We start from the raw sequence: 23363 nt of genomic DNA on the forward strand, positions 1-23363 counted from the left end.
ATGGGCAGAGAGGTTTATGTGCATCCGCATCAGGTGGAGCAGCATAAAGGAGAATTACAGTCAACGGCAAATGGGATTAGTGAGGCTTCTAAACTTAACAAAAATGAATTAAGTGAAACCCGGCTGACGAGCATTACAAGGTATAACAACATTTTGACCCAGTTTGAACAGGTGCTTGGAGATTATATTTCCCTAGTGGAAAGCGACTTGGTGAAGGTAGATGACATAAAGGAAAAGATGATTGAACAGGATAGCAGAATGGCTGATTGGCGGCTTTTTAATTAAACCTAAAGGAATGAGGTACAGGGTCGTATGAAAAAGTTATCAAATGCGGAAATTTCCACTTTAAAGTCTGATGTGGATTCTTTTAAAGAACGCTTGCTGGACAGTTTATATGATCATTACAATAAAATTATTACATTTACAGGCAGTAATGCCCTCCGAGGTACAACAGCGGATTCGGTTTTTCATTATTTTAATGACGTTCACCTATATCTTTTGAACAGAATCATGAATGTGGCGACTGAAATAGCCAATGAGGCGAAAACGATAGAAGAGGCTTTTATCAGCTACGAATCCAGCAGCGATGGCCTTGTCCAATCACAATTACTGCGCGAGAAAAAAAGGGAAATAAATAATACTTTACTTGAATTTGATGGTTTGGACAGTGAAATTCAGCGGCTGAATGGGGAGATTATGGGCATCGCCGGTGTATCGCCTGTAAATGGCAATGCAGTCATTAGGCAATATGAGGACAGTATGCAGTTGGTCACAGATATGGCTGATAAACTGGAAGAGAAAGACAGTGATTTAAATGCTAATCTGGATAGGATGGAAAATAGAGTCCAGGAATTAAAAGAAGCCATACAGGATATTGCTTCCAATTTTAAAACGACTGCAGGTTTTTCCAGCTACCGTGTAAACAATATACACTCATCTGACTGGTACAGCCACGAAACAACAGAAGTTTATGATCAATTGTATGCAGCATCCCCTTTTGATTATGCCAGGACGGACGAATCTTCCTATATTACGGAAGCAGGAGCAGTAACTGATTTCGGCACAGGTGTCGCCGGTGCTGCCGTTAACAGTTATGGGGGAGAATTTACTGCGGATGGTAATGACATGGAAGGCACCGGTTATTATAATCTTTTGGAAGCAAGGGCTGACATGGAAGGCAATTATGTCGAAGCAGATGCTGGCGGAAATGTCGTTTATGGAAGTGGAAGCTTGGAATTTAGTGAAACAACTGGAGTCGTGGCCGAAGGGGAAGCCGGTGTGGCCAGAGTAGACGGCAATGTGATGTTAGGATCTGATGCCTGGAACGTTCATGCTGAAGCAGAAGCCGGGGCATTTACAGCTGATGGCAGAGTGAGAGCGGATACAGGTGGAATAGGAGCAAAAGGAGAAGTATCTTTGGCACATGCAGAAGCAGAAGGCGGCGTTACCCTTGCAAATACCGATATAGATGTGGGAGTAAGTGCCGGGAAGTTTGGAGGGGGACTTGAGCTCGCCTGGGATCGGGTTGAGGTGGAACTGCATCTCGGGGTTGGAGCTTCTTTATCGGTAGATTTCCCCTGGTAGCACGGAATGTAAGGAGCAGATGGAATGAATTTCAAAAGTTATATGAAAGCGGGGATGCTATCCCTGGTCATGTGTACACTCAGTTTTTATAATTTGGTGTTTAGTGTGTGGTCTGTTATTTTACTTATACTGGCATGGTTTATCGTAAAAAATCGCGATGCAGTTGGAAAAAGTGCGCAGGATAAAAAGATATTGGGAGTGATTCAGACCTTTATGCTCGGTGTATTTATTTTTATGAGTACTGTAATGGGAGCGCTTGGAGCCTATATGTTGCATTTTCCGATATCGAATAATTTCTCTTCCTTTATGGTGTTATTTATTGTTCTAGGTGTAGTTGGAATCATTGCTTATTATTATTTTGTTGTCCTTTTATTAAAGGAATCCATCCGGGTGATCAGGAATAAGGGGTATTCTTCATGAAGGCAAGATATCTGATTGTACTGTGTCTGCTTGCGCTGCTCGCAAATGCGTTCAGCATCTATAATTACTTACTTGCCATTTGTACGCTATTTTTATTATTGCTATTATTCATACCAAGTCTATTTATAAAAATGACAAGTGCAGCAAATAACATGGGTGCAGACAAGCAAAATTTCTTCGTGAGGCAAATAGGAAATTACGGCAAACAAAAAGCAACGAGAAGGGTGAACCGGTTCGCTATTATTTTTTCTTTAATCGTTGTAAATTTGGCGGCTATTTCTTTAACGATAATAACATACCTAAATCTGCATAATACGGCCCGTTTTATTTCACGGCATATTACTTGGGAAGTAGTAACCCCACTATTGGGTATTACAGGATTTGTTCTGTTTATCGCATCCGTGCTTCTTGTAACGGTGTACGCTGTGAAAATAGTAAAAAAGGAAGCTTTGTTTCGTGCCTGAATAACTTGTAATGAAACAGGGAGGGGGGAGCTCAATGGACAGATTATCTTTACAGCGGGATTATAATAATCAACTTACACAACTTAATCAATGCCAGGCCCAAAGCCGGTCAATAGAAGAACAATTGGAATTTGTACGCCGGAAAAAGTCTGAACTGGGAAACTTGAAGAATGATATAAGAGATAATAGACAAAGAGCTTATAGAGTGGATATGAGTATTCAAATTACGGAATGGCGCGGAGAAAACTATGGTACATTTAATGAAGCGTATGCCCATGATTTGTGTAACTCAAAATATACAACCTATATAAATGAAGTGGATCGTAATCTGGATGCGTTAGTGGATGAAGAGAGACGCCTGGAAAATAGCCTGCAGGAAAATGAAGGGTTAATGGGAAGGCTGAGACAGGGATTGAACTGGATTACAGCAGAGCTGGAAAAAATCACAAACTAATGGAAAGAAAGGGAGAAATCTGTGCAAAATATTGAATTGGTTTTACCGGATGGCCATAAACAAATGAAAATCACACCAGGTATGCAAAAAGAAATGGATGATGTACAGCGGGAATTGAAAGTACACGGTGATAAATTAAAGCAGGGCACTATTAATTTTATAATCTCCAAAGGTTTTTACCGGCCTCAAAAAGAAGTGCTGACCATTGCATCAGTCATTGTAAATACAACAGATAAGGATATTGAGGGAATCAAAATGGATTTGTACTTTACGCTAAAAGATCATCCTGAGGTAAAATTTCCTAAAATGAATGCTGTGTTGGAAAAAGAATTTTTGGGTGTAATAAAAAAGAATCAGGCATTCATCCTGCATTTTGATGTACCGGCTGAAAATTTGGGAGATACAGATTTAGTCTTTCAGCCAAATGAAATTGCCGGGAAAGTGGAAAATATTGAGTATCATTATGTGAAATGATTTAAGCCAAAAAGCCAGGAAAAGGAGACGCGGATTAATGAAAAGATGTTTACTGATCCTGTTCAGTTGTTGTGTGCTGGTATTGGCGGCTTGCACAGATTCAGAAGGACAGACCGATGAGCAAGTCGATGAGAAAATGGAAGAGGAAACAGAAGAGGTTCATCGTTCAGCTGAACAGGATGCAGCCGATGAAAATGTAACAGATTCAACTAAAAATGATGACGAAGGTGCAGGTGGAGAAGCAAAGGGGAAGACTGATTTAACTTTGCAGTTGACCAAAGTTGATGAAGAAAATGGCTCTACCTTGGAGAGTGATATTTATCAGGAGATCAGCCAAATAATGGAAGATCATCCGGATATGGGGATAGAAAATGATTTTAGTGTGTTCACCGTGGACATATACCAGTCGGATGCCGGAAGAAGTCTGGTTATGCTTGGTGTTAATCGAACACCAATTGAATTAACCAATATTTCGTTTGACCTGAATCTGGGCAGTCAGGAAGTATTTGTATTGGAAAATATGTCTATTCATTTGTCGGAAGATGAAATGGGCACTTTTCCTGTAAATGGCGTGATGCCCTTTGTCATCGATCTTTCGGCTGAACAGGCCGCAGTACTGCAAAACATAGATCAGGAAGATATTTTACTGACGCTGGATAATTTTGAGTATGATGAAGGGGAATAAAAGCTGAATATGAAGTATACATAATGAAGCGGACGCCTGATTGGTGTGCCGCTTTTTCTGTAGCAGGAATATTTACTTGTTTAAATAAGCAATTTACATCCAAAAACAATGAAAATGTAAGTTCAGTAAAAAGTCTGTGACCCCTCCAACCCGTAACTCTCTATTTCTTTCATTCATCTTTTTAACCTTTCTGGGAATGCTATAAAATGTAAATAATCATTCAGGGAGGTTGGGCAAATTGACAAAAAAGAAGTTGCTCCTATTATTTTCAGCGATGTTTATATTAACAACAGGCCAAACTGGCTTTAACATGGACGTTGCTGCCATGGAAGAGCATGTTCCCGTCTGGGAAGTAAAGAAAGATTATCATAACAAGCATGACCTGGAGAAATATGAAGCGTTAATAAAATATGAAGCTGAAAATCTGGAAATAGAAACGGAAGGAAAGGATCTTGAAGATCTGGCAAAGCAAGTTTTTACAGCTAAGTTAAAGAGTACTGCCAGGGAAATGGGGCTGGATCCAGAAGGAAAAGACATTGATAAATTGAAACAACAGGTGCACCATGCCAAAGTAATGAAAAAAGCAGAAGAACTTGGTGTAGTATCACATGGAAAAACGCCGGAAGCACTTGCTGAAGAAGTTCATGAAGTCATGCTCCTGAATAAAGCGGGCAAATTGGGGATTGACACTTCGGGTAAGGACGTGGAAACCATAAAAAAGGAAGTGTCAGATGCACTCATTACCAAGGAAGCGGAAGATATGGGAATTGATACGGCAGATAAAACTCCGGATGTGCTGCAACAGGAAATCAGGGAACATAAAATTAAACATACTGCAGAAGAGCTGGGCATAAATACAGACACCATGGATGCGGAACAGCAGCTTGATGAAATACTTCGACATCATGCTGTGGAAGCAAAGGAGCAAAATTTATATCCGTTTGCTGAGGATAAAAAGTGATTTAATTTTTTCTTCCCCGTAGTTATTCGGGGATTTTTTTTATCCAAAGCCTATAATAGCTTCATGTTCATGGTAAAATGGTATAATATGCAGGATTTTCCCTTGGAAAACGAGAAGTTATAACATAGATATAAAGCAAATGGAGGTAATGTTATGGCAAGTTTCGAGGATTTTCAAAAAATTGATATGCGAATAGGAACTGTTATAAAAGCAGAGCCTTTTCCGGAAGCCCGCAAACCTGCGATCAAGTTGGAAATAGATTTTGGAGAACTTGGGGTGAAACAATCTTCAGCCCAAATAACCAAAAGGTATGAACCGGAAGATCTGTTGGGACGTCAGGTGGCAGCTGTAGTCAATTTCCCGCCAATGCGGATTGCCGGCTATAAATCGGAAGTACTCGTGCTGGGCGGGGTGCCGGAAGATGGGGATGTTATTCTTTTAAGGCCGGATGAAAAAGCAGAAAATGGTACAAGCATTTCATAATACAAGGAGCGTATAAAATTTGAAAGATATTATTGTTTCATGGAGCGGCGGAAAAGACAGTGCGCTGGCTTTACATACATTGCTCCAAGATAAAAATTATCTGGTGAAAGGACTATTTTCCACCACTTCTGCTGCAAGCGGCAGAATTCCTGTTCATGAGGTGAAAAAAGAGCTGATTCGAGAGCAGGCAAGGGAAGTCGGTCTCCCCTTATATGAAGTGGAAATCCCGGAAGGTGCGGGTAATGAAGTGTATGAAGCAATGATGGGCAGGAAGTTCACCAACTTTAAAGAGCAGGGGATAGACACGATTGTCTATGCCGATCTGTTACTGGAAGATATTAAAGCGTATCGTGATCAGCTGCTCTTGCGTAACGGGATGAAAGGTTTGTATCCCCTGTGGAAAAAAGATACCAAAGAAGCGGCAGATCACTTTGTTGCGGAAGGTTTTCGTGCTGTTATCACAACCGTTGATACGGAAAAATTGCCCGCAGTGATGGCAGGAAAACAGTTTGATGAACAATTTATTGGTTCTCTTCCGGAAGAAGTGGACCCGTCCGGGGAGAATGGAGAGTTTCATACGTTTGTTTTTGACGGTCCCATTTTCAAGAATTCAATCTCTGTTCAGTGTGGAAAAAGGTTTGAAACTTTTTCCGGAAGATTTTCGCATGTACAATTAATCCGATGAAAAAATAGATGGAGGTACAGTGATGGCAAATGTAAAATTTGAAGTTATTAAAACGATCGGTGTCCTATCCGAATCGCCAAAAGGGTGGAAAAAGGAACTGAATCTCGTCAGCTGGAATGAGCGCGAGCCTAAATACGATATAAGGGACTGGTCTCCGGACCGTGAAAAAATGGGAAAGGGAATTACTTTGACAGAAGAGGAACTTAGCAAGCTGGGGGATGTATTAAAATCGCTGTAAGTAGCGGGCCTCAAAAGGAAACGATATAAATCCCACCATATGCTGCATGGAATTATAAACGATATGCTAGAATAATATAAGAGAAACGATGAACTAACGGGAGGATAGAATATGAGTGTTATAGAAGAATTACAGAAACTGTTGCCCCCTGAACGAGTAACAACCAATGAAAATGTGCTGGCCCAGCATAGTACAGATGAATCCTATCATACACCAAAAGATCCGGATGTCGTCGTATTTCCAGAAAGTGCCGATGAAGTCAGTAAAATTATGAAACTGGCATCCAAGCATCAAACGACAGTAATACCGTATGGACTGGGAACCAGTTTGGAAGGTAATGTAATTCCTTACAGTGGAGGAGTTATGTTGGATTTTTCTCTTATGAATAAGGTACTGGAAATAAAGGCAGATGACTTTCTGGTAAAAGTCCAGCCAGGGGTCACCCGTACCCAATTGGAAAAAGAATTAAAAAAGTACGGACTGTTTTTTTCCGTCGATCCGGGTGCAGATGCGACACTTGGCGGCATGGCTGCAACAAATGCGAGTGGAACAACTTCCGTAAAATATGGGATTATGCGGGATAATGTCCGGGATATGGAGGTAGTGCTTGCTGACGGGACCATTATACATACAGGAAGTCTTGCACAAAAATCATCTTCAGGCTACCACTTGAATGGCCTGTTTGTTGGTTCGGAGGGAACACTGGGCTGTATAACGGAGCTGACATTGAAAGTGCAGGGTATTCCGGAGCACACGATGGCGGGCAGGGCGTCCTTTGCCACAGTGGATGAAGCAGTCAATGCCGTCATCAGCACGCTCCAGGCTGGAATTCCCCTGGCAAGAGTGGAACTTGTGGATGAGGCATCCATGATTCAAATCAATAAATTCAGTGAAACAGATTACAAAGAGGTACCTACTTTATTTCTTGAGTTTCATGGTAATGAGGCTGGTTTAAAGCAGGATGTGGACTTCACGAAGGAAATTTTATATGATCATGGTTGTAAAGAGCTTGCGTTTGAATCGGATACTGCGGCGAGAAACAAATTGTGGGAAGCAAGGCATAATGCGGCGTATGCTTACTTGCACGGAAATCCCGGAAAGAAACAAATGGTAACTGATGTATGTCTGCCGATTTCCGAGTTGGCAGGTGCGATTAAAGATGCGCGGGAAGCAGTGGAATCTTCCGGGCTCACCGGTGGAATTGTCGGTCATGTCGGTGACGGTAACTATCATATTTTACTGATGGTGGACGTTGATAATCCTGCCGATATTGAAAGAGCAAACCAGGTGAATGAGCGTATCGTAAATTATGCGCTTAAACGGAGAGGAACTTGTACAGGAGAGCATGGCGTCGGTGTAGGGAAACAAAAATATCAGCAGCAGGAACACGGCGAAGCACTGCAAGTTATGGAAAAAATTAAAAAAGCCCTTGATCCCGACAACATTTTAAATACCGGTAAAGTAATCAAACTGTAAATTCACAAACGAAAATGCCGCATAAATATGAACCTCCTGTAACAAACTAGAAGAAAATTGTCAGGAGGTTCAGTTTATGTCTGAAGAAAATAAGAACAAAAATAAAGATAAGGGCAGACAGAGAAATGTCCTGAAGTATGATACCGAACCAAAAAGAAATAAGGATACGGAGTTTGCAGAGGAAAGTGAATTTCTGAATCTGGATAATAAAAGAAATAAAAGAAAGAGATAACGGTAAAAAGCCTGTTCAATGTTGGAAATTGAGCAGGCTTTGTCCATTACTCCAGTTTGAAATTAAATTGCTTTTCCTGTTTATGTTCACCTTTTTCAAAAGTCCGTTCCCTAAAGGTAACATGATTATGTTTGTCGATCAGTAGAACAGTAGAAGACCTGGTTCCATATTCAGGCATTTTAATAAATGGAGCTGAAAGTTTGCGTTCCATCTCCAAGCCAACCCCTGTATTAGGCAAGGAAGCATCATCTGCTTCTTCTGCATCGGCCACAATGGAAAAAAGCGCATCAGTGTCCAATTCCTCATGTGCTAAAGCATATTCCCTTAATTCTTTTCTCCCTTTTACCACCTTGGGCCACGCCGTATTTAAAGTAGCATTGCTGAGTCCATAGGTCCCGGGAGTGATTTCATGAAGTTCATCCAGCACATTATTATAATGAAATAATTGATCTGCGTTTCCGACAAGCACATTAAAACCTACATAGTCACTTTTTCTTTCTTTTAACTCCTGCAGGTAATCTTCTGGAGACAGATCTGCAGTTAAGTAGTTCGTTACAATTTCTCCTCTCGACAATGTCCCTTTTTTCATGTGCTCCGGTGAACGGTAGTTGGTTAATGCAGCAAATCGCCCTTCTTTGGTGATGCCAAGCCAGGTTCCTTTTTGCAATAAATCCTGCCCCGCAAGAAGATTCGGAGCCTCTTCCCAAAAGTGAGCTGGGGCGGTAGGTCGCTCATAAAACTCATCCCTGTTAGCAGCAATAATCAGCTTATAGCCCGGATGATCATTCCATTGAAAATTAATCAAACACATTGCCAAGACTCCTTTCATTCTTTTATTATACGTGGCTGGAAGGGGAAGAATCAAAATTAAAACCTCGGAAGTGGTTTCATATTACAATGAGGGTAATTTCTGGAGGTGAGTTCATGGATATTCGTGAAAAATGCCTGAGTCGAAGAAACATATTCCAAGAAATGAAATTGTATTCTCCGGAAAACATCAGGACAAATAAAAAAGGTATCTTCCCTTCTTGAAAGAGTGGGGAAGATACAAATTATGAGGTGAGAAACTAGTATCAAATTGCGTAATAGCATCATTAAAATAAAGCTTTAATCACAGGAAGAATCCGCCTGTCCATATACCAATGGCAAACAGCATGCCAAATGTCCAGTGATGGCGGGCAGCCCATTTCATTCCTTTTATTTCCTCTTCCCTGGCAGCCTTTAACCGATAGGACCAGCGAAGGCGTATAGCTACTGGGACAGCAAGCAGAGACAAAATCGCTGTCCAGGGAACAATCTGAATGATAACCAAAAAGATTGCCCAGACATAAATAGAAATAAGCAGTATTGATAAAAATCGAAAAGCATTTTTCCGACCCAGTTTCATCGGAAGTGTATTTCTGAATCCTTGATCCTTTTGCAGATCGCGAATATTATTGGATAAAATCATAGTTGATATAAGCATGGCAAAAGTTAAGGCAATCGCCAAAATGTAGCCATCAACAGCATGACCTTGAACTACGAAGGATAATATGGTTGTTACAAAACCCAAAAACACAGCGGCTGTAAGTTCACCAAGCCCCAGTGCAGAGAGTGAGTGCTTCCCTGCAGAGTATAAATACCCAAATACGATACTGACGCTTCCAATTAAAGCAACCCACCAGCTGCTTTGCATGGAAAGCCAGGCACCAAGAATAACGGCAACAGACAGCATACCGAGAGCGGCGTATGGAATATGATGATGCGCCGGTTCTTTATCGATACGTTCACCGGAATCCTTCCATTTTTCTGCATCCTGCCCATTTTTAAAATCAAAATAATCATTAAACATATTTGCTGTGGCCTGGACGATTAATGCGGCAATGATCATCACAAAAAACACATCCCAGCGGACAGGTGCATATAAAGAAGCCAATGCAGTTCCAGCCATAATGGGACTGATGGTTCCACTGAAAGTCAATGGCCGCATGAGCTGAAACCAGGAAGAACGGTATAAGTATGGGATATCCTGATAACGATTTAATTTTTCTATATCCGTACTGCTTATTCCCATGTAAAACACTCCTTATTTACTAGAATGCAACCATCAAAAAGATAAGTGCAATGAAACCGGCAATTTCTACAGATTCCAATGCGGCAAGACGGATTAACTGTAGGATGAGCGGCTTTTTATTTCCATTTTCCGCTTCCTTCCATAGAAAATCATCCTTAAAAATAATCATCATTTCTCTATAGCCGACCAACATTCCCCAAACAAGCGTGATCAATCCAATAATTAAAGCAGCAATCCAAATATTTCCGTAAGTCGTGTTCCATAAAATGTCCCAAGTTCTGATCGGACCAAAGACGGTGCCGAGTAAAATTCCGGTAATAATTACGAAAGCGCCTGCCAATGTAAATAAATAATGGGTGTTTTTCATCAGAGTGATGAGAAAATATCGCTGTTTACTAAGGGTGAGCTTTAACGTAGCAGGGAAGACCCCCCAACCGATAAACATTATTCCACCTGCCCATATAATAGCCAGCAGGATATGTACAACCAGGATAAGATCACGCATCTCTAACACCCTTTCTTATCTCTTAATTTCATTCTATTCTCGTGCAGGTATTGGAAACGTGATAATTATCACGAAACAACACGCATCTATGAATATTTTATGAACAATAAGAAGACCCCCGGTATTACACCGAGGGTCTATAAAAAGGGGTAAGCTATTTTAACCTGATACGAATAATAATTGATTTACCTTCCATAGAACATTAATTATTCGAACCCGAATATATAATTTGCAAAATATATTAGGCTGAACAGGAATCAAATTATTAATTTGTTACTGTGCTTCCTGCACGTACTTTTTCGATCCATTGAAATGGATCTTCTTTTTTCCCGTACTGAATTCCGGTTAGCGTTTCGTAAAGGGATTTTGCCACTTCGCCTGTTTCCCCGTTGTTAATGAAAATGTCTTTTCCGTCCCAGCTTAATTGTCCGATTGGGGAAACAACGGCAGCCGTACCGGTTCCAAATGCTTCTTCCAAAGTGCCATCCAAATATGCCTGGTATAATTCTTCCATGGAAATCTTCCGTTCAACTACAGGAATATCCCAATAATTTAATAACTGGATGACAGAGTTTCTTGTAATTCCTTCCAATATACTTCCGTTTAATGCTGGCGTTACCACTTCGCCGTTTATTTTAAAGAATACATTCATGCTTCCTACTTCTTCAATATATTTCTTTTCCACACCGTCGAGCCAGAGTACTTGTGTAAATCCATTCCGCTCGCAGATTTCCTGTGCTTTCAGACTGGAAGCGTAGTTCCCGCCTGTTTTTGCTTCACCGGTTCCACCTTTAACAGCACGGACAAACTGGTTCTCCACCGCAATCTTTACCGGGTTAATGCCCTCTTTGTAATAAGCACCGACCGGCGAGAGAATAACCATAAATTTATAGTGGTGCGAAGGTGCTACACCTATATACGCTTCGGTGGAAATAATAAATGGTCGAATATACAGGGAAGTGCCTTCTGCAGTTGGCACCCAGTCTCTGTCCAGGTCTACCAGTTGTTTAATTGCTTTAAGAACAAATTCTTCATCAATCGGTGGTATACATAGCCGATCGTTGGAATGATTCATCCGTTTCAGGTTTGTTTCCGGTCGAAACAGCTGAATGTCCCCATTTGGTGTATAATAGGCTTTTAATCCTTCAAATACCGTCTGGCCATAATGAAAGGTCATTGCAGACGGATCCAGGGTAATTGGCTGATACGGGATAATTTTGGCATTATGCCATCCCACCGGTTCGCTGTAATCCATCACAAACATGTGATCCGTAAATGTCCTGCCGAACACCAAATCATCCGGATTCGGCTTTTCTTTCCGATCTTTACTATACTCTACTTCAACTCTCCGGTCTTCCATGTCACTATCCCCTTGTTGTGAAAATTTAATAATAATAATACGCCATATATCGCAGAAAATCAACCCTTGAAGGCCACTTTTTTAAATAATTCCAATTTTGTTGTATAATTGAGATAGTATATGTGAATGCAAGGGAGTTGAGTAGGTGATTAGAGCAATTTTATTCGATTTGGACGATACATTATTATGGGACGAAAAAAGTGTGAAAGAAGCTTTCAGGTTAACTTGCCTGTTGGCGGAAAATAAGTATGGGGTCGATCCTGATATATTGGAGGAAAATGTTCGTGAACATGCAAGGGAACTGTATGCCTCTTATGAAACATATTCATTTACAAAAATGATCGGCATAAATCCGTTTGAAGGTTTATGGGGGCATTTTCCGGATGAAGGGGAGGACTTTCAGAAAATGAAAAAGCTGGCCCCGGATTACCGGAAGGAAGCATGGACAAGAGGCTTAAAAGATTCGGGAGTGGACGATCCTGAGTTCGGATATGAATTGGCAGAAGCCTTTCCGGTTAACCGCAGGAAGAGTGCATTTGTTTATGAAGATACATTTTCTGTACTGGATCAGTTGAAAGATAATTACAGGCTGTTGCTGCTCACAAATGGTTCGCCGGATTTGCAGCATACAAAACTGGAGATTACACCTGAGCTGGTGCCTTATTTTGATCATATTGTCATTTCCGGTGATTTTGGTAAAGGGAAGCCTGATCCTTCCATTTTCATGCATGCATTAAATCATTTGGGTGTGGGAAGTGAAGAAGCGTTAATGGTTGGGGATAATATCATGACGGATATACTTGGCGCCTCCAGAGCCGGCATTGACTCTGTCTGGGTAAACAGGCACGGAAAAGAGCACAGTGATATCGTACCTACATATGAAATTTCCAACCTGGAGGAATTGCTCGTTCTTTTGGATGATATTGATCGGAGGCAACAAAAATAGTGTTGGGAAAAACAGGGTGGTTTACAGAGAGGTATCCTGTTTTTTCTATTTGAAAAAACGGCAAAGTGGCGGGCTGGAAAGGCTCTTTGAAAAATTTATTTAAGGAGATTGCAGTCGGTGGCAGGAGGGAACTGTGGAAAAGTTCATCATATGGGCTGGTTGAAGGAATTGTGATCGGGAAGCTCCATAGAAGGTTCCTTCATAAGCTGATTGGATGGATTACGTATGATAGGCAGCTTCTCTGGAACATGCATGGTGTAATTTTGGGTCCCCCTTGTATGAGAGGAGCGATCTCAAGTGCACGCCAGGTGTGGTTTACGCTTCTCCGTGTATGAGATGCAGTGTCTCAGGTACACGCCAGGTGTGGTTTACGCACCTCCGTGTATGATAGGGAGTGTCTCAGGTACATGCCTGGTGTATGTTTTGCTCCTCCGTGTATGATAGGGAGTGTCTCAGGTACATGCCAGGTGTGGTTTACGCTTTTCCGTGTATGAGATGCAGCTTCTCAGGTACACGCCAGGTGTGGTTTACGCACCTCCGTGTATGATAGGGAGTGTCTCAGGTACATGCCAAGTGTGGTTTACGCTTCTCCGTGTATGAGATGCAGCTTCTCAGGAACACACCTCATGAAGTTCACGCTCTCTCTTGCATGATAGGCAGTGTCTCAAATACTCGCTTGGTAAATTTTTCGCTTAACTATGTATGAGAGCCAATTCCCATGATACAAACCCGAGCCGGTTTACCCTCTACCGTGTTTCAAAGATGCTGAATCACATTGCTCGCATCCCGCTCCCGTAATAAAAAAAGCCCTGTATGAAACAGGGCATTCTATCTGTGTCCGGTTCATTCACTAGACATAAAAATTACAAGTCCACGGCCGTAACATCATTAATTTCTTCCAGATTGATCAAAGCCTCTTTCTCTTTTTCTTCCAGATACTTGTCTACGGTGAGCATCATGATGGCATTGCCGCCGACATCGGAGCGATCCACCTGCATGGTGGCAATATTCACTTCATGTTCGGCAAGCAGGTTCCCCATCTTTCCAATTACACCTGGCTGGTCTTTATGGTGGATAACGACAATATGACCCTTTGGTGTTACATCCACGCTGTAACGGTCCACCTTCACAATGCGCGGTCCAAGTCCATTGAGTAACGTGCCGGAAACACTGCGCGTCCCTGACTTCGTTTCTACCTCCACCGTTAGCAGATTTGTAAATCCTTTCGTTTTGGATGTCTTGTTTTCATGGATCGTAATTCCCTTTTTATCTGCAAGGTAAAGCGCATTTACATCGTTTACGTGGGTGCCGAGATGACGTTTCAGCAGCCCTTTCACCGTGTTCCTCGTAATTGGCGCTATTTCCACCCCGGAAAGGTCTCCGGAATAGTAAATATTGATTTTTTCTGCTACATCATTGGACAGATAGCTTAAAAAGACCCCGAGTTTTTCAGATAAATTAAAGTACGGTTCTATCTTTCCGAGTGCTTCACTGGAGACAGACGGCAAATTGACCGGGTTTGCAACCGTCCCTTCAGTGAGGAAACGAATAACATCTTCAGAAACATCGACGGCCACATTTTCCTGGGCTTCCACTGTGCTTGCACCAAGATGCGGCGTAGCAATAACCTCCGGCAGATCAAGCAGCTTATGATCATAAAAAGGTTCTTCCTCAAACACATCCAAGGCAGCGCCGGCAACCTTTCCTGAAGTGATCGCGTCATATAACGCATTCTCTTCAATGATGCCGCCTCGTGCACAATTGACGATATGTACGCCTTGTTTCATCAACTGAAAAGCATCTGCATTGATCAAATGCTTCGTTTCTTTAAGTAACGGTGTATGGACAGTGATAAAGTCTGCTTGTTGGATCACTTCTTCAAAAGTTCCGTAACCGATTCCCATATTTTCCGCTTTTTCTTCTGTGAGGAAAGGATCATATGCAATTACCTTCATGCGCTGTCCTTTTGCTCTGTGGGCCACTTCCGCACCGATTCTTCCGAGTCCGACGATGCCGAGCGTTTTATTTTTTAGTTCAATACCGACATATTTTTTCCGTTCCCATTGTTGCTTTTTCAACGATTGAAAAGCCTGGGGGATCCTTCTGGATAAAGACATCAGCATGGCCATGGTATGTTCGGCTGCAGAGTTCGTATTGCCGTGGGGCGCGTTCACTACGATAATACCCCGTTCTGTGGCTGCATCAAGATCAATATTATCTATCCCCACCCCGGCTCTTCCAATGATTTTCAGCTTATTTGCATGGTCAATAATCTCGCGGGTTACTTTTGTCTGGCTTCTGACAAGTAAGGCATCTGCATCTGCAATCTTATGTTTCACCTCTTCCGGTGACAGGTCTGTGGCCATGTCAATTTCGACGGATGGCTCATTTCGCAACGGTTTGATTCCTTCTTCGCTGAGTGGATCGGTAATTAATACGCGAAAAGCCATTACTGCACCTCCATTGGTGAATTGTTTATATACATTTTTTGGGCTGCTTGTACACCTTTGCCCAGTTCAATTTGCTTTCCGATTTTACGTAAGCCAATTTCAATCAGGCTGATCGCCTGCAGTATATCGGCTGGGGAACAATAGCCCATATGACCAATACGAAATATTTTTCCTTTTAAATGATTCTGCCCACCGGCAATGGAAAGTCCAAATTCTTTTTTCAATATTTTTCGAAGCTCATCTGCTTTAAAATCTTCCGGTTGCATTGCAGTAACTGTTGGCGAACCTGCTTCATCTGCTGTTAAAAGGGGAATCCCCAGTTCGCGGAAAGCGGTTCTTGTCATATTCATCATGAGCTGATGGCGTGTATAAATCTCCTGTAAACCCTCATCATGCATCTGTTCCAATGCTTTTTCCAGGCCGAATAAAAGGGAAATGGCCGGAGTGAAAGGTGTGGAATCATTGGCCAGATTGTCCCGGTACTTTTTTAAATCCAGATAAAAACGGGGATGCGGATTCTCTTCTATTACTTTCCAGGCTCGTTTGCTTGCAGCAATAAACGCAAGACCGGGCGGAAGCATCATCGCCTTTTGTGATCCTGTGACCAACAGATCAATACCCCATGTGTCCATTTTCGACTTCACTGCCCCCAGGCATGAGACACCGTCAACTATAAACAGGGCGTCAGAATGGTTATGTACGGTTTCGGCCAGCTTATCAACCGGATTTAACACACCGGTAGAGGTTTCACAATATGTGGCAAATACTGCTTTTATGTTATCGTGTTCTTCAAGAAAGGATGTGACAGATTTCGGATCTGCAGCATCTCCCCACGGTGTTTCCAACCGATGTACGGTTATTTCATAGGCGTCACAAATCTTGGCAAATCTGTCTCCAAATGATCCGGTTATGATAACCAATACTTCGTCCCCTGGTTTTACGGTATTCACAACAGCAGTTTCCAATGCTGCTGTTCCGCTTCCGGCAATGATCATCACTTCTTCTTCTGTTCCGAATACCGGTTTAAGCTGTGGTTTAATACGCTGAATTAATTCTTTTGTCTCCTGATCCCTGTGGCCAATCATTTGCTGTGACATGGCACGCTGTACACTTGGCGGTATAGGGGTGGGACCGGGAATCCTCAATAATTGTTGTTCTTTCAGCACTTTGATTGCTCCTTCCATTTTTAAAAACCGAACGTTCGGCAATGAAATGTCTTTAATGTTTGTTAATTGGTTTTAATATTAATCAGCATAGCAGAATTTGCGCAAATGTCAACGGATTTCGTACAATTTAAATAAATAAAATTATAACACAAAAAAAGGCTGGAACAAAAGTTTATAACTCAAAGCAAGTTCGGATTTAGTAGACATTGCCCGTCGCGGCGATGCCTACATCCCGCAAGCGTCTCCGTATGTTTCCGGAGCCACTGTGTAAAACATTGGCTTCTTAAGTGAGTTGACTTATGTTCCAACCTTTATTTTATTCTGCTTTAACAACCCATCAGTCAGTCTCTCTGAATTGTATCTTCCTTCATGGAAACTGCATTTGGAGTGCTATCATTCCCCATTTTTAATTCATTATCCGCAAGTATAACGATTTTACCGTTTTCCACTGCTTCCAAAAGCTTGTCAGCCTGTTTATCCGATATATTTTCTTTTTTCAATCTTTCATGCAGGCTCGTATGCACATTTTTGCTATTCGAAAATAAGTTTTGTACCTTCTTCGTAAATTTATGCTTTTCAGGTTCTCCTGAAACCTCACTTTCGACATTCACATCCGTATGTTTAATTAAATTTTCTGTGTGGTCTTCATTTGCCAAGAGGGAAATATTGCTCGATTTATAGCCTTTTAATTCCAAGGAGGTTACCATATTAATTACTTCGTCTGTAGTTTCATACGGTCCAAAAATTTCATTGCTCATTGGAGCTTCCTCCTTTTATATAGAAGTATTTATTTGTTTTTTTCCCGTTCATTTATCGTGATAAACGAGTAAATGGAAGGTTCTCAATTAGACAAATATGCAGTTGTCTTGGTAAAGTTTAGATATAACATTCTACTGGAATAATGGTAATGCAGTAAAAACAATAGATGGGGAGAAGAGTATGTATAAAAACTCGGAAAAATTTTTAACGGCTTTTACAAAAATAGAGAAGCAGTTAAAATCACGCTTGAACAATCGAAAGGATATTGGCTTTGCCAGATCGGTAAAAATATTACGAAGTTCAAATGCCATTGTGAGGCGTTACAGTGATGATTTGTTATCATTCGCTGAGCTGCGGAATGCAATTGTACATAATAAAATCGATATGGCCTATGCGATCGCAGAACCACATGATTCCATTGTGGAAAGAATAGAGCGGATCGAAAAAGAATTGACACATCCCATATTGGTCGGTTCCACATTCTCCAAAAAAGTGTATACCTTCCAGGAAAGTGATCCGCTGGCTGATATGCTTATGCTGATCAGGGAAAAAGATTTGTCCAAATTTCCCATTTATGACAATGATACGTTTAAAGGGCTGCTCACCCAAAAAGGGATTGCCAAATGGCTGGCAAATAATGATGGGGACCAACGCCTGGCCCGTGAAACAAGTATAAAGGAAGTATTGCCTTTTGAGGGCGAAGAAAATTATAAATTTATTACAGGTAAAGCTTCCATATACCGGGCGGTAGAGCTTTTCAGGGAACAAATTGGCAGGGGGAAGCGATTGGAAGCATTATTAATCACGAAAACCGGTATGCCGCAGGAACAATTAGTCGGTATCATCACTGCGTGGGATATTTTGGATACTAATTGATCTGCATTTTCGGAAGTGACCAATAGATCAGGGAGGTTACGTAATGAACAACAAAAGATGGTTGGCCCTTGCTGTAGCGGTGGGGTTGTTCTTTGTTTCTATCGGATTTCAATTTACTGCAAATATGGCTGCTACTGACATCGAAGAAGTATTCGGTTTTTGGGACAGACCGTTTGATGAAAATGTGATTGAGGAAGGGGATTTTAACGAAAAAATTGCGGTGCTCCATGTGGAAGGTGTGATTCAGGATATTTCCACAAACGATCTTTTATCGTCGTCAGTTTATAACCACAAAGGCTTCCTTGAGATGCTTGAGCAGGCAGCGATGGATGATACGGTGGAAGGCATCATTCTGCGGGTGAATACGCCTGGTGGAGGTGTGGTGGAAAGTGCCGAAATACATGATCAAATTGTAGAAATACAGGAGGAATATGATAAGCCTGTATATATATCCATGGGCAATACAGCAGCATCCGGAGGCTATTATATTTCTGCACCTGCGGATAAAATTATCGCCCATCCCGCCACTGTTACCGGGTCAATTGGTGTGATTATGGAAAGTATCAACTTTGGCGAACTGGCGGAAGATCTTGGAATCGATTTTAATACGATTACAAGCGGGGAATATAAGGATATTATGTCCTCAACCCGTGATATGACTGAAGCGGAATTTGAAATTTTACAGACAATCATTGATGAAATGTATGATGACTTTGTTCAAGTCATTGCAGAAGGCCGCGGAATGGATGACAATGAAGTCCGCCGGTTGGGAGATGGACGGATTTACACCGGGAAGCAGGCATTTGAAAATGGACTTGTGGATGATTTAGGGTCCATGAATGATACGATTACCATGCTTCGTGAAGACTATGGCCTGCAGCAGGCTTCCGTCATTGAATATGAAGCAAACGTTGGTTTCAGACAATTTCTGGCAGGAGCCATGCAAAATACATTTAGTGGTGAAAGCGATATTATGGGGATAAAGGAAATATTGCGGCAATCCAATGCGCCGAGTGCCATGTATTTATATACAGAGTAGGAGATGGTTCAGATGAGTGAAGAGCAAGAAGCATATATTACTAGTGATGAACCGGGGAGGAAGCCGAGATATGCCGGATTTTGGATGAGATTTTGGGCCTATTTGGCTGATTTGCTTGTTGTTTTCAGTATAAATGGCATCCTGCTCAGCCCGCTTGGGTTTATGAATGATGGCTTTCCTGTAGAAATTGGCTTTTGGACGGTGGCGGGGATTGCCGGCTCTATTATTTCCTATCTATATTTTCTGCTGATGACCCGATTTTATTCCCAAACAGTCGGGAAGATGATATTTGGGTTGAAAGTGGTACGGGAAGATCTATCGGCCCTAACATGGAGAGACCTTCTGTTCAGGGAAGTTGTCGGCAGATTTTTTCACCGTGTATTTTCCTTCACTTTTTTACTTTATATTATCGTCGGCTTCACCAACCAAAAACAAGGTTTGCATGACATCATCGGAAACACCAGAGTAGTATTCGACGACTAAATAGGGGGTCTGACCCCTCAATTCTGTATATTCTGAATATTAATATTATAATCCTCTTTTTTTATGTTGTTGTGAGTTGTAATACAGCTTGAATAATAGGAAGAACTAAATTAAACTAAAAAGAAAGAAATATCCAATTTGTAAAAAAACAATGAGGGAGTGGAGGAAAAAATGAAAGCGGAAACAAATGTACATAATGAATTGGAAAAGTTGTTAGTTCGTACAAGAAGAAACACGTTGGGGGATTTACTTGTCAGAACGAGAGAAAGAATGCCGGAAAAAGAAGCCATCGTTTATGGCTCCAAAAGGTTAACATATGCGGAACTGGATAACCTGGTTAACCAAACTGCTCATGGATTTGTGGCGGATGGGATGAAAAAAGGGGACATGATTACGGTAATGTCCAAAAACAGTCTTGATTTTATTATAGCTTACTTTGCTCTGGCCAGAATTGGCGCGGTAATGATTCCTATTAACTATATGCTATCCACAGAAGATATCCAGTATATTTTGGAGCATGCAGAAGCAAGTGGGTTCATTGCTGCGGAAGAATATGCACCAATATTGGATCAGTCAGCAGGGAGGTTGGATATTAAGTTCCGTTATTTGATGGACACAGCCGAGAAGAAACATGGGGGGCTGGTGGAATGGACACCTTTAACTGTAGCAAGGGAAGACCAGCCTGCAGATTTTGTCGATGCTGATCTTCATGATGATGATCTTGCGCATGTTTTATATACAAGCGGAACAGAATCCCGTCCCAAAGGTGTTATGCTGTCCCATAAGAGTCTGATCAGTGAATATGTCAGCAGTATCGTAGATGGTAAAATGGAATCCCGTGATATTGCGATTCATGCGCTGCCGTTATATCATAGTGCACAGCTGCATGTTTTCCTGGGGCCAAGCATCTATGTAGGAGCAAGCGGAATTGTGCTCGGTGCTGCGAGTCCGGAAGTTATACTGAAAACCATTGAAGAGGAAGGAGCTACACAGCTGTTTGCACCGCCTACCGTATGGATTGCACTTCTCAGGCATGAGGATTTTGATAAGCGTGACTTATCCACGCTCGAAAAATGTTATTATGGGGCGGCAATTATGCCAAGAGAGATACTAAAGGAGCTTTCCGAGCGGTTGCCAAATGCGAAGTTTTGGAATTTTTACGGGCAGACGGAAGTAGCTCCTCTTGCTACAGCGCTGCAGCCGGAGGATCAATTACGCAAGCTTGGTTCCGCAGGTGTTCCGACACTAAATGTGCAAACAAAGATAGTTGATGAAGTAGGAAATGAGGTAAGCCGTGGAGAAATGGGTGAAATTGTACACAGGACCCCCCATGCAATGAAAGGCTATCTGCATGATCCCGATAAGACGGCCGAATCCTTTAAAAACGGCTGGTTCCACAGCGGTGACTTGGGCGTGATGGATGAAGAGGGCTATATTACCATTGTAGACCGGAAGAAAGATATGATTAATACCGGCGGGGTTAATGTATCGAGCAGAGAGGTAGAAGAAATACTTTATCAATTGGAAGGCGTCTCGGAAGTGGCCGTAATCAGTATACCGGATGCTTATTGGATCGAAGCGGTATCTGCCATCATTGTTCCAAAAAAGGGAGCCAATTTGACAGAAGAAAAAGTGGTGGAATTTTGCAAAGAAAGAATGTCCAAATTTAAAGTTCCCAAGTATGTGGATATTACAGATGAATTGCCAAAAAACCCAAGCGGAAAAGTATTGAAACGGTCGTTAAGAGATAAATATGAAGCATATTGGAAATAAAAAAAGACCAAAGCACTGTGTTTTTAAGCGCAGTGCTTTGTTTTTTTTAACAAACAGGAATAGAAAGGAGACTATTTGCAACACTAAAAATGGAGGTGTTTTTCATGAGCAAAAAGAATAATCAGTATAGAAAACACAGAGATGACACGAGTGTAAACCCGCAAGGTTTATCTGAAGACGCCGCAGACCATCAGCCTAAATCACAGTTGGAGCAGCGGGCCAAAAAGAAAAATACGAAGATCTAAGAAGGTGAACATGATCGATCCTACTTTAAAATATCTAATGGAAGCCTTGTCCAATTACAGCGAAAATGAACTGTGCCAAAGCATCTTTGCAAAACTGAAAACAAACATTTACACCAGTGAAGAATCATTTGTCAAAGAGCTGAATGAGGAAGAATCCACTTATTTAAACGATGTGCTGGAAAATGAACTGGCCTATGCAAAAAGGGTGCAATATGACGAGAGAGTTAAAGAGCTGACGGAAGTATACGAGTTATTGTTCTAAAATTAGACATAAAATTAGGATATTATTCCCATTGCAAAAAAACAGCAAAAGGTTTAGTATATATGTATAAATACAAGCTGCAATGTTCGTATTTCACTTAAGTTTTAACCTCTAACGAGATAATAGGGAGTTTTACATTGGAACTGAAATGTCGCGCCGTCATTGTGTAGCGGAAGACAGGAAAGTTTCTGCAGACACCCACCTGGTGATATGGTGGTTAAAAACTTGTTATCTTAAATACGGCAATTGTGGCCTGTATATACATAACTTTAAAAGAAACCAGTTTCTTAAATGAAGCTGGTTTTTGTTGTTTTGGGACATGATACCTGTCCCCCATGTCTCTATTTAGCTGTTCTTCGGAAAATTTGACCTTGACAAATCTTTCTAAATTATTTAATCTTTATATAAATAATTATTACTATGTTTTCATACAAATTACTACTACAGTCTTACATATCACTTACCCACACCTAGTATATGACTGAATTCAGCTTAGTATATACTACCATCGAAAGTTTGAATCTCTCTTTTTCTTTATACGTACATTTCAATTCCAACAACACGAATTATTTTTGATTAAACGTTGTAGTGTTTAGCAATATATGCCATTACTTTGGAAAAACATTTTAATTTAAGAATTCCTAATTTTAAATTAATAAAATGCCGGTGTTTAAATAAAAATACTTGATCGGTATTCATTTCGGAATCTTTGGAATGGGGGAACTCAGGTGACGAAACAACCACTATTGCAAGTTGATCGGCTTCAGACCTATTTTTATTTGGATCAGGACCAAGTAGCAAAAGCTGTCGACGATATTTCATTTTCTATTCATCCAGGAGAAACAGTGGCTTTGGTAGGAGAATCAGGCAGCGGTAAAAGTATTACAGCATTATCCATTATGCAATTAATTAGTAAGCCGGGCAGAATTATTAATGGAACTATACATATGGACGGGGAAGAATTACTCAAGAAATCTCCCAAGCAAATGACAAAAATTCGCGGCAATGAAATTGCAATGATTTTCCAGGAACCAATGACAGCCTTAAATCCGGTATATTCTATTGGAAATCAATTAATGGAAATGCTTAAAAAACATAAAAAGCTAAGCAAAAACGAGGCACATAAAAGAGCGGTTGAATTATTAAAAACGGTTGGTATTCCAAGGGCGGAAGAAATAATCGAAGAATATCCCCATCAACTTTCCGGTGGGATGAGACAGCGTGTCATGATAGCTATGGCGATTTCCTGTGAACCAAGTTTACTCATTGCTGATGAACCCACAACAGCAC

At 41.3% G+C, this 23363-nt stretch carries 27 protein-coding genes, 1 other RNA gene and 1 pseudogene; 22 read left to right on the plus strand and 7 right to left on the minus strand.

Annotated features, from left to right (window positions below; genetic code table 11):
• From ACZ42C_RS20165 to ACZ42C_RS20225, 13 genes are all read left to right on the plus strand, one after another.
• Complete coding sequence (locus tag ACZ42C_RS20165; protein WP_461182966.1) at positions 1 to 285, plus strand: DUF5344 family protein; 285 nt, start codon at positions 1 to 3, stop codon at positions 283 to 285.
• A 27-nt stretch (positions 286 to 312) separates the two neighbouring features.
• A complete protein-coding gene (locus tag ACZ42C_RS20170) occupies positions 313 to 1584 on the plus strand; it encodes a T7SS effector LXG polymorphic toxin (protein ID WP_461182965.1) in 1272 nt (423 codons plus the stop codon).
• Between the two features lie 24 nt (positions 1585 to 1608).
• Positions 1609 to 2004 (plus strand): hypothetical protein, encoded by a 396-nt coding sequence (locus ACZ42C_RS20175; protein ID WP_461182964.1) that lies wholly within the window; start codon positions 1609 to 1611, stop codon positions 2002 to 2004.
• Positions 2001 to 2468, plus strand: coding sequence for a hypothetical protein (locus ACZ42C_RS20180; RefSeq protein ID WP_461182963.1), 468 nt, complete (start codon positions 2001 to 2003; stop codon positions 2466 to 2468). The genes ACZ42C_RS20175 and ACZ42C_RS20180 overlap by 4 nt, the downstream gene beginning before the upstream one ends.
• A 34-nt stretch (positions 2469 to 2502) precedes the next feature.
• A complete protein-coding gene (locus ACZ42C_RS20185; protein ID WP_461182962.1) occupies positions 2503 to 2922 on the plus strand; it encodes a hypothetical protein in 420 nt (139 codons plus the stop codon).
• A 21-nt stretch (positions 2923 to 2943) separates the two neighbouring features.
• On the plus strand, positions 2944 to 3396 hold the full coding sequence (locus tag ACZ42C_RS20190) for a hypothetical protein (protein WP_461182961.1): 453 nt from the start codon (positions 2944 to 2946) through the stop codon (positions 3394 to 3396).
• Between the two features lie 37 nt (positions 3397 to 3433).
• On the plus strand, positions 3434 to 4081 hold the full coding sequence (locus ACZ42C_RS20195) for a hypothetical protein (protein WP_461182960.1): 648 nt from the start codon (positions 3434 to 3436) through the stop codon (positions 4079 to 4081).
• A gap of 238 nt (positions 4082 to 4319) precedes the next feature.
• Positions 4320 to 5042, plus strand: a complete 723-nt coding sequence (locus ACZ42C_RS20200; RefSeq protein WP_461182959.1) for a hypothetical protein — start codon at positions 4320 to 4322, stop codon at positions 5040 to 5042.
• A 153-nt stretch (positions 5043 to 5195) separates the two neighbouring features.
• Positions 5196 to 5525, plus strand: coding sequence for a chaperone CsaA (csaA, locus tag ACZ42C_RS20205; protein ID WP_461182958.1), 330 nt, complete (start codon positions 5196 to 5198; stop codon positions 5523 to 5525).
• A 19-nt stretch (positions 5526 to 5544) separates the two neighbouring features.
• Positions 5545 to 6210 carry a Dph6-related ATP pyrophosphatase gene (locus ACZ42C_RS20210; RefSeq protein ID WP_461182957.1) on the plus strand — a complete coding sequence of 222 codons (666 nt, stop codon included), beginning with the start codon at positions 5545 to 5547 and terminating at the stop codon, positions 6208 to 6210.
• Positions 6211 to 6232: 22 nt separating this feature from the next.
• Positions 6233 to 6448: a YdbC family protein gene (locus tag ACZ42C_RS20215; RefSeq protein ID WP_461182956.1), complete on the plus strand. Its 216-nt coding sequence runs from the start codon at positions 6233 to 6235 to the stop codon at positions 6446 to 6448.
• Between the two features lie 111 nt (positions 6449 to 6559).
• A complete protein-coding gene (locus ACZ42C_RS20220; protein WP_461182955.1) occupies positions 6560 to 7924 on the plus strand; it encodes an FAD-binding oxidoreductase in 1365 nt (454 codons plus the stop codon).
• 76 nt (positions 7925 to 8000) lie between these two features.
• The gene (locus tag ACZ42C_RS20225; protein ID WP_461182954.1) at positions 8001 to 8156 is read left to right on the plus strand and encodes a hypothetical protein; all 156 of its coding nucleotides are present in this window, start codon (positions 8001 to 8003) and stop codon (positions 8154 to 8156) included.
• Positions 8157 to 8202: 46 nt separating this feature from the next.
• On the opposite strand, the gene ACZ42C_RS20230 is transcribed toward ACZ42C_RS20225, so the two are convergent.
• The 4 genes from ACZ42C_RS20230 to ACZ42C_RS20245 all read right to left on the minus strand — a co-directional run bounded on the left by ACZ42C_RS20230 (position 8203) and on the right by ACZ42C_RS20245 (position 12074).
• Complete coding sequence (locus ACZ42C_RS20230) at positions 8203 to 8967, minus strand: NRDE family protein (protein WP_461182953.1); 765 nt, start codon at positions 8965 to 8967, stop codon at positions 8203 to 8205.
• A gap of 300 nt (positions 8968 to 9267) precedes the next feature.
• Positions 9268 to 10209, minus strand: a complete 942-nt coding sequence (menA, locus tag ACZ42C_RS20235; RefSeq protein ID WP_461182952.1) for a 1,4-dihydroxy-2-naphthoate octaprenyltransferase — start codon at positions 10207 to 10209, stop codon at positions 9268 to 9270.
• A gap of 19 nt (positions 10210 to 10228) precedes the next feature.
• On the minus strand, positions 10229 to 10714 hold the full coding sequence (locus ACZ42C_RS20240) for a hypothetical protein (protein WP_461182951.1): 486 nt from the start codon (positions 10712 to 10714) through the stop codon (positions 10229 to 10231).
• Between the two features lie 265 nt (positions 10715 to 10979).
• Positions 10980 to 12074: a branched-chain amino acid aminotransferase gene (locus ACZ42C_RS20245; protein ID WP_461182950.1), complete on the minus strand. Its 1095-nt coding sequence runs from the start codon at positions 12072 to 12074 to the stop codon at positions 10980 to 10982.
• 145 nt (positions 12075 to 12219) lie between these two features.
• Between ACZ42C_RS20245 and ACZ42C_RS20250 the strand changes: the two genes are divergently transcribed.
• On the plus strand, positions 12220 to 13020 hold the full coding sequence (locus ACZ42C_RS20250; protein ID WP_461182949.1) for an HAD family hydrolase: 801 nt from the start codon (positions 12220 to 12222) through the stop codon (positions 13018 to 13020).
• Between the two features lie 863 nt (positions 13021 to 13883).
• Here ACZ42C_RS20250 and serA read toward each other — a convergent pair.
• From serA to ACZ42C_RS20265, 3 genes are all read right to left on the minus strand, one after another.
• Positions 13884 to 15470 carry a phosphoglycerate dehydrogenase gene (gene serA / locus ACZ42C_RS20255; RefSeq protein ID WP_461182948.1) on the minus strand — a complete coding sequence of 529 codons (1587 nt, stop codon included), beginning with the start codon at positions 15468 to 15470 and terminating at the stop codon, positions 13884 to 13886.
• Positions 15470 to 16636 carry a pyridoxal-phosphate-dependent aminotransferase family protein gene (locus ACZ42C_RS20260; protein WP_461182947.1) on the minus strand — a complete coding sequence of 389 codons (1167 nt, stop codon included), beginning with the start codon at positions 16634 to 16636 and terminating at the stop codon, positions 15470 to 15472. Before ACZ42C_RS20260 ends, serA begins: the two co-directional genes overlap by 1 nt.
• Positions 16637 to 16977: 341 nt before the next feature.
• A complete protein-coding gene (locus tag ACZ42C_RS20265) occupies positions 16978 to 17394 on the minus strand; it encodes a general stress protein (protein ID WP_461182946.1) in 417 nt (138 codons plus the stop codon).
• A gap of 181 nt (positions 17395 to 17575) precedes the next feature.
• Here ACZ42C_RS20265 and ACZ42C_RS20270 point away from each other — a divergent pair, with 181 nt between their 5' ends.
• The 8 genes and pseudogenes from ACZ42C_RS20270 to ACZ42C_RS20305 form a co-directional block, all read left to right on the plus strand.
• A complete protein-coding gene (locus ACZ42C_RS20270; protein WP_461182945.1) occupies positions 17576 to 18271 on the plus strand; it encodes a CBS domain-containing protein in 696 nt (231 codons plus the stop codon).
• A 43-nt stretch (positions 18272 to 18314) separates the two neighbouring features.
• Entirely contained in the window at positions 18315 to 19310 is a 996-nt protein-coding gene (gene sppA, locus ACZ42C_RS20275; protein WP_461182944.1) for a signal peptide peptidase SppA, read from the plus strand.
• A gap of 12 nt (positions 19311 to 19322) precedes the next feature.
• Complete coding sequence (locus ACZ42C_RS20280) at positions 19323 to 19793, plus strand: RDD family protein (RefSeq protein ID WP_461182943.1); 471 nt, start codon at positions 19323 to 19325, stop codon at positions 19791 to 19793.
• Between the two features lie 171 nt (positions 19794 to 19964).
• Entirely contained in the window at positions 19965 to 21566 is a 1602-nt protein-coding gene (locus tag ACZ42C_RS20285) for a fatty acyl-CoA synthetase (RefSeq protein WP_461182942.1), read from the plus strand.
• A gap of 104 nt (positions 21567 to 21670) precedes the next feature.
• Positions 21671 to 21811: a small, acid-soluble spore protein L gene (gene sspL, locus ACZ42C_RS20290; RefSeq protein ID WP_461182941.1), complete on the plus strand. Its 141-nt coding sequence runs from the start codon at positions 21671 to 21673 to the stop codon at positions 21809 to 21811.
• Positions 21812 to 21821: 10 nt separating this feature from the next.
• Entirely contained in the window at positions 21822 to 22073 is a 252-nt protein-coding gene (locus ACZ42C_RS20295; RefSeq protein ID WP_461182940.1) for a sporulation protein, read from the plus strand.
• Between the two features lie 71 nt (positions 22074 to 22144).
• Positions 22145 to 22332: non-coding RNA, 6S RNA (ssrS, locus tag ACZ42C_RS20300), on the plus strand.
• Between the two features lie 553 nt (positions 22333 to 22885).
• A pseudogene (locus ACZ42C_RS20305) lies at positions 22886 to 23299 on the plus strand (ATP-binding cassette domain-containing protein); the annotation flags it as partial.
• Positions 23300 to 23363: the final 64 nt, after the last annotated feature.

The sequence above is a fragment of the Virgibacillus kimchii genome (assembly GCF_055379185.1).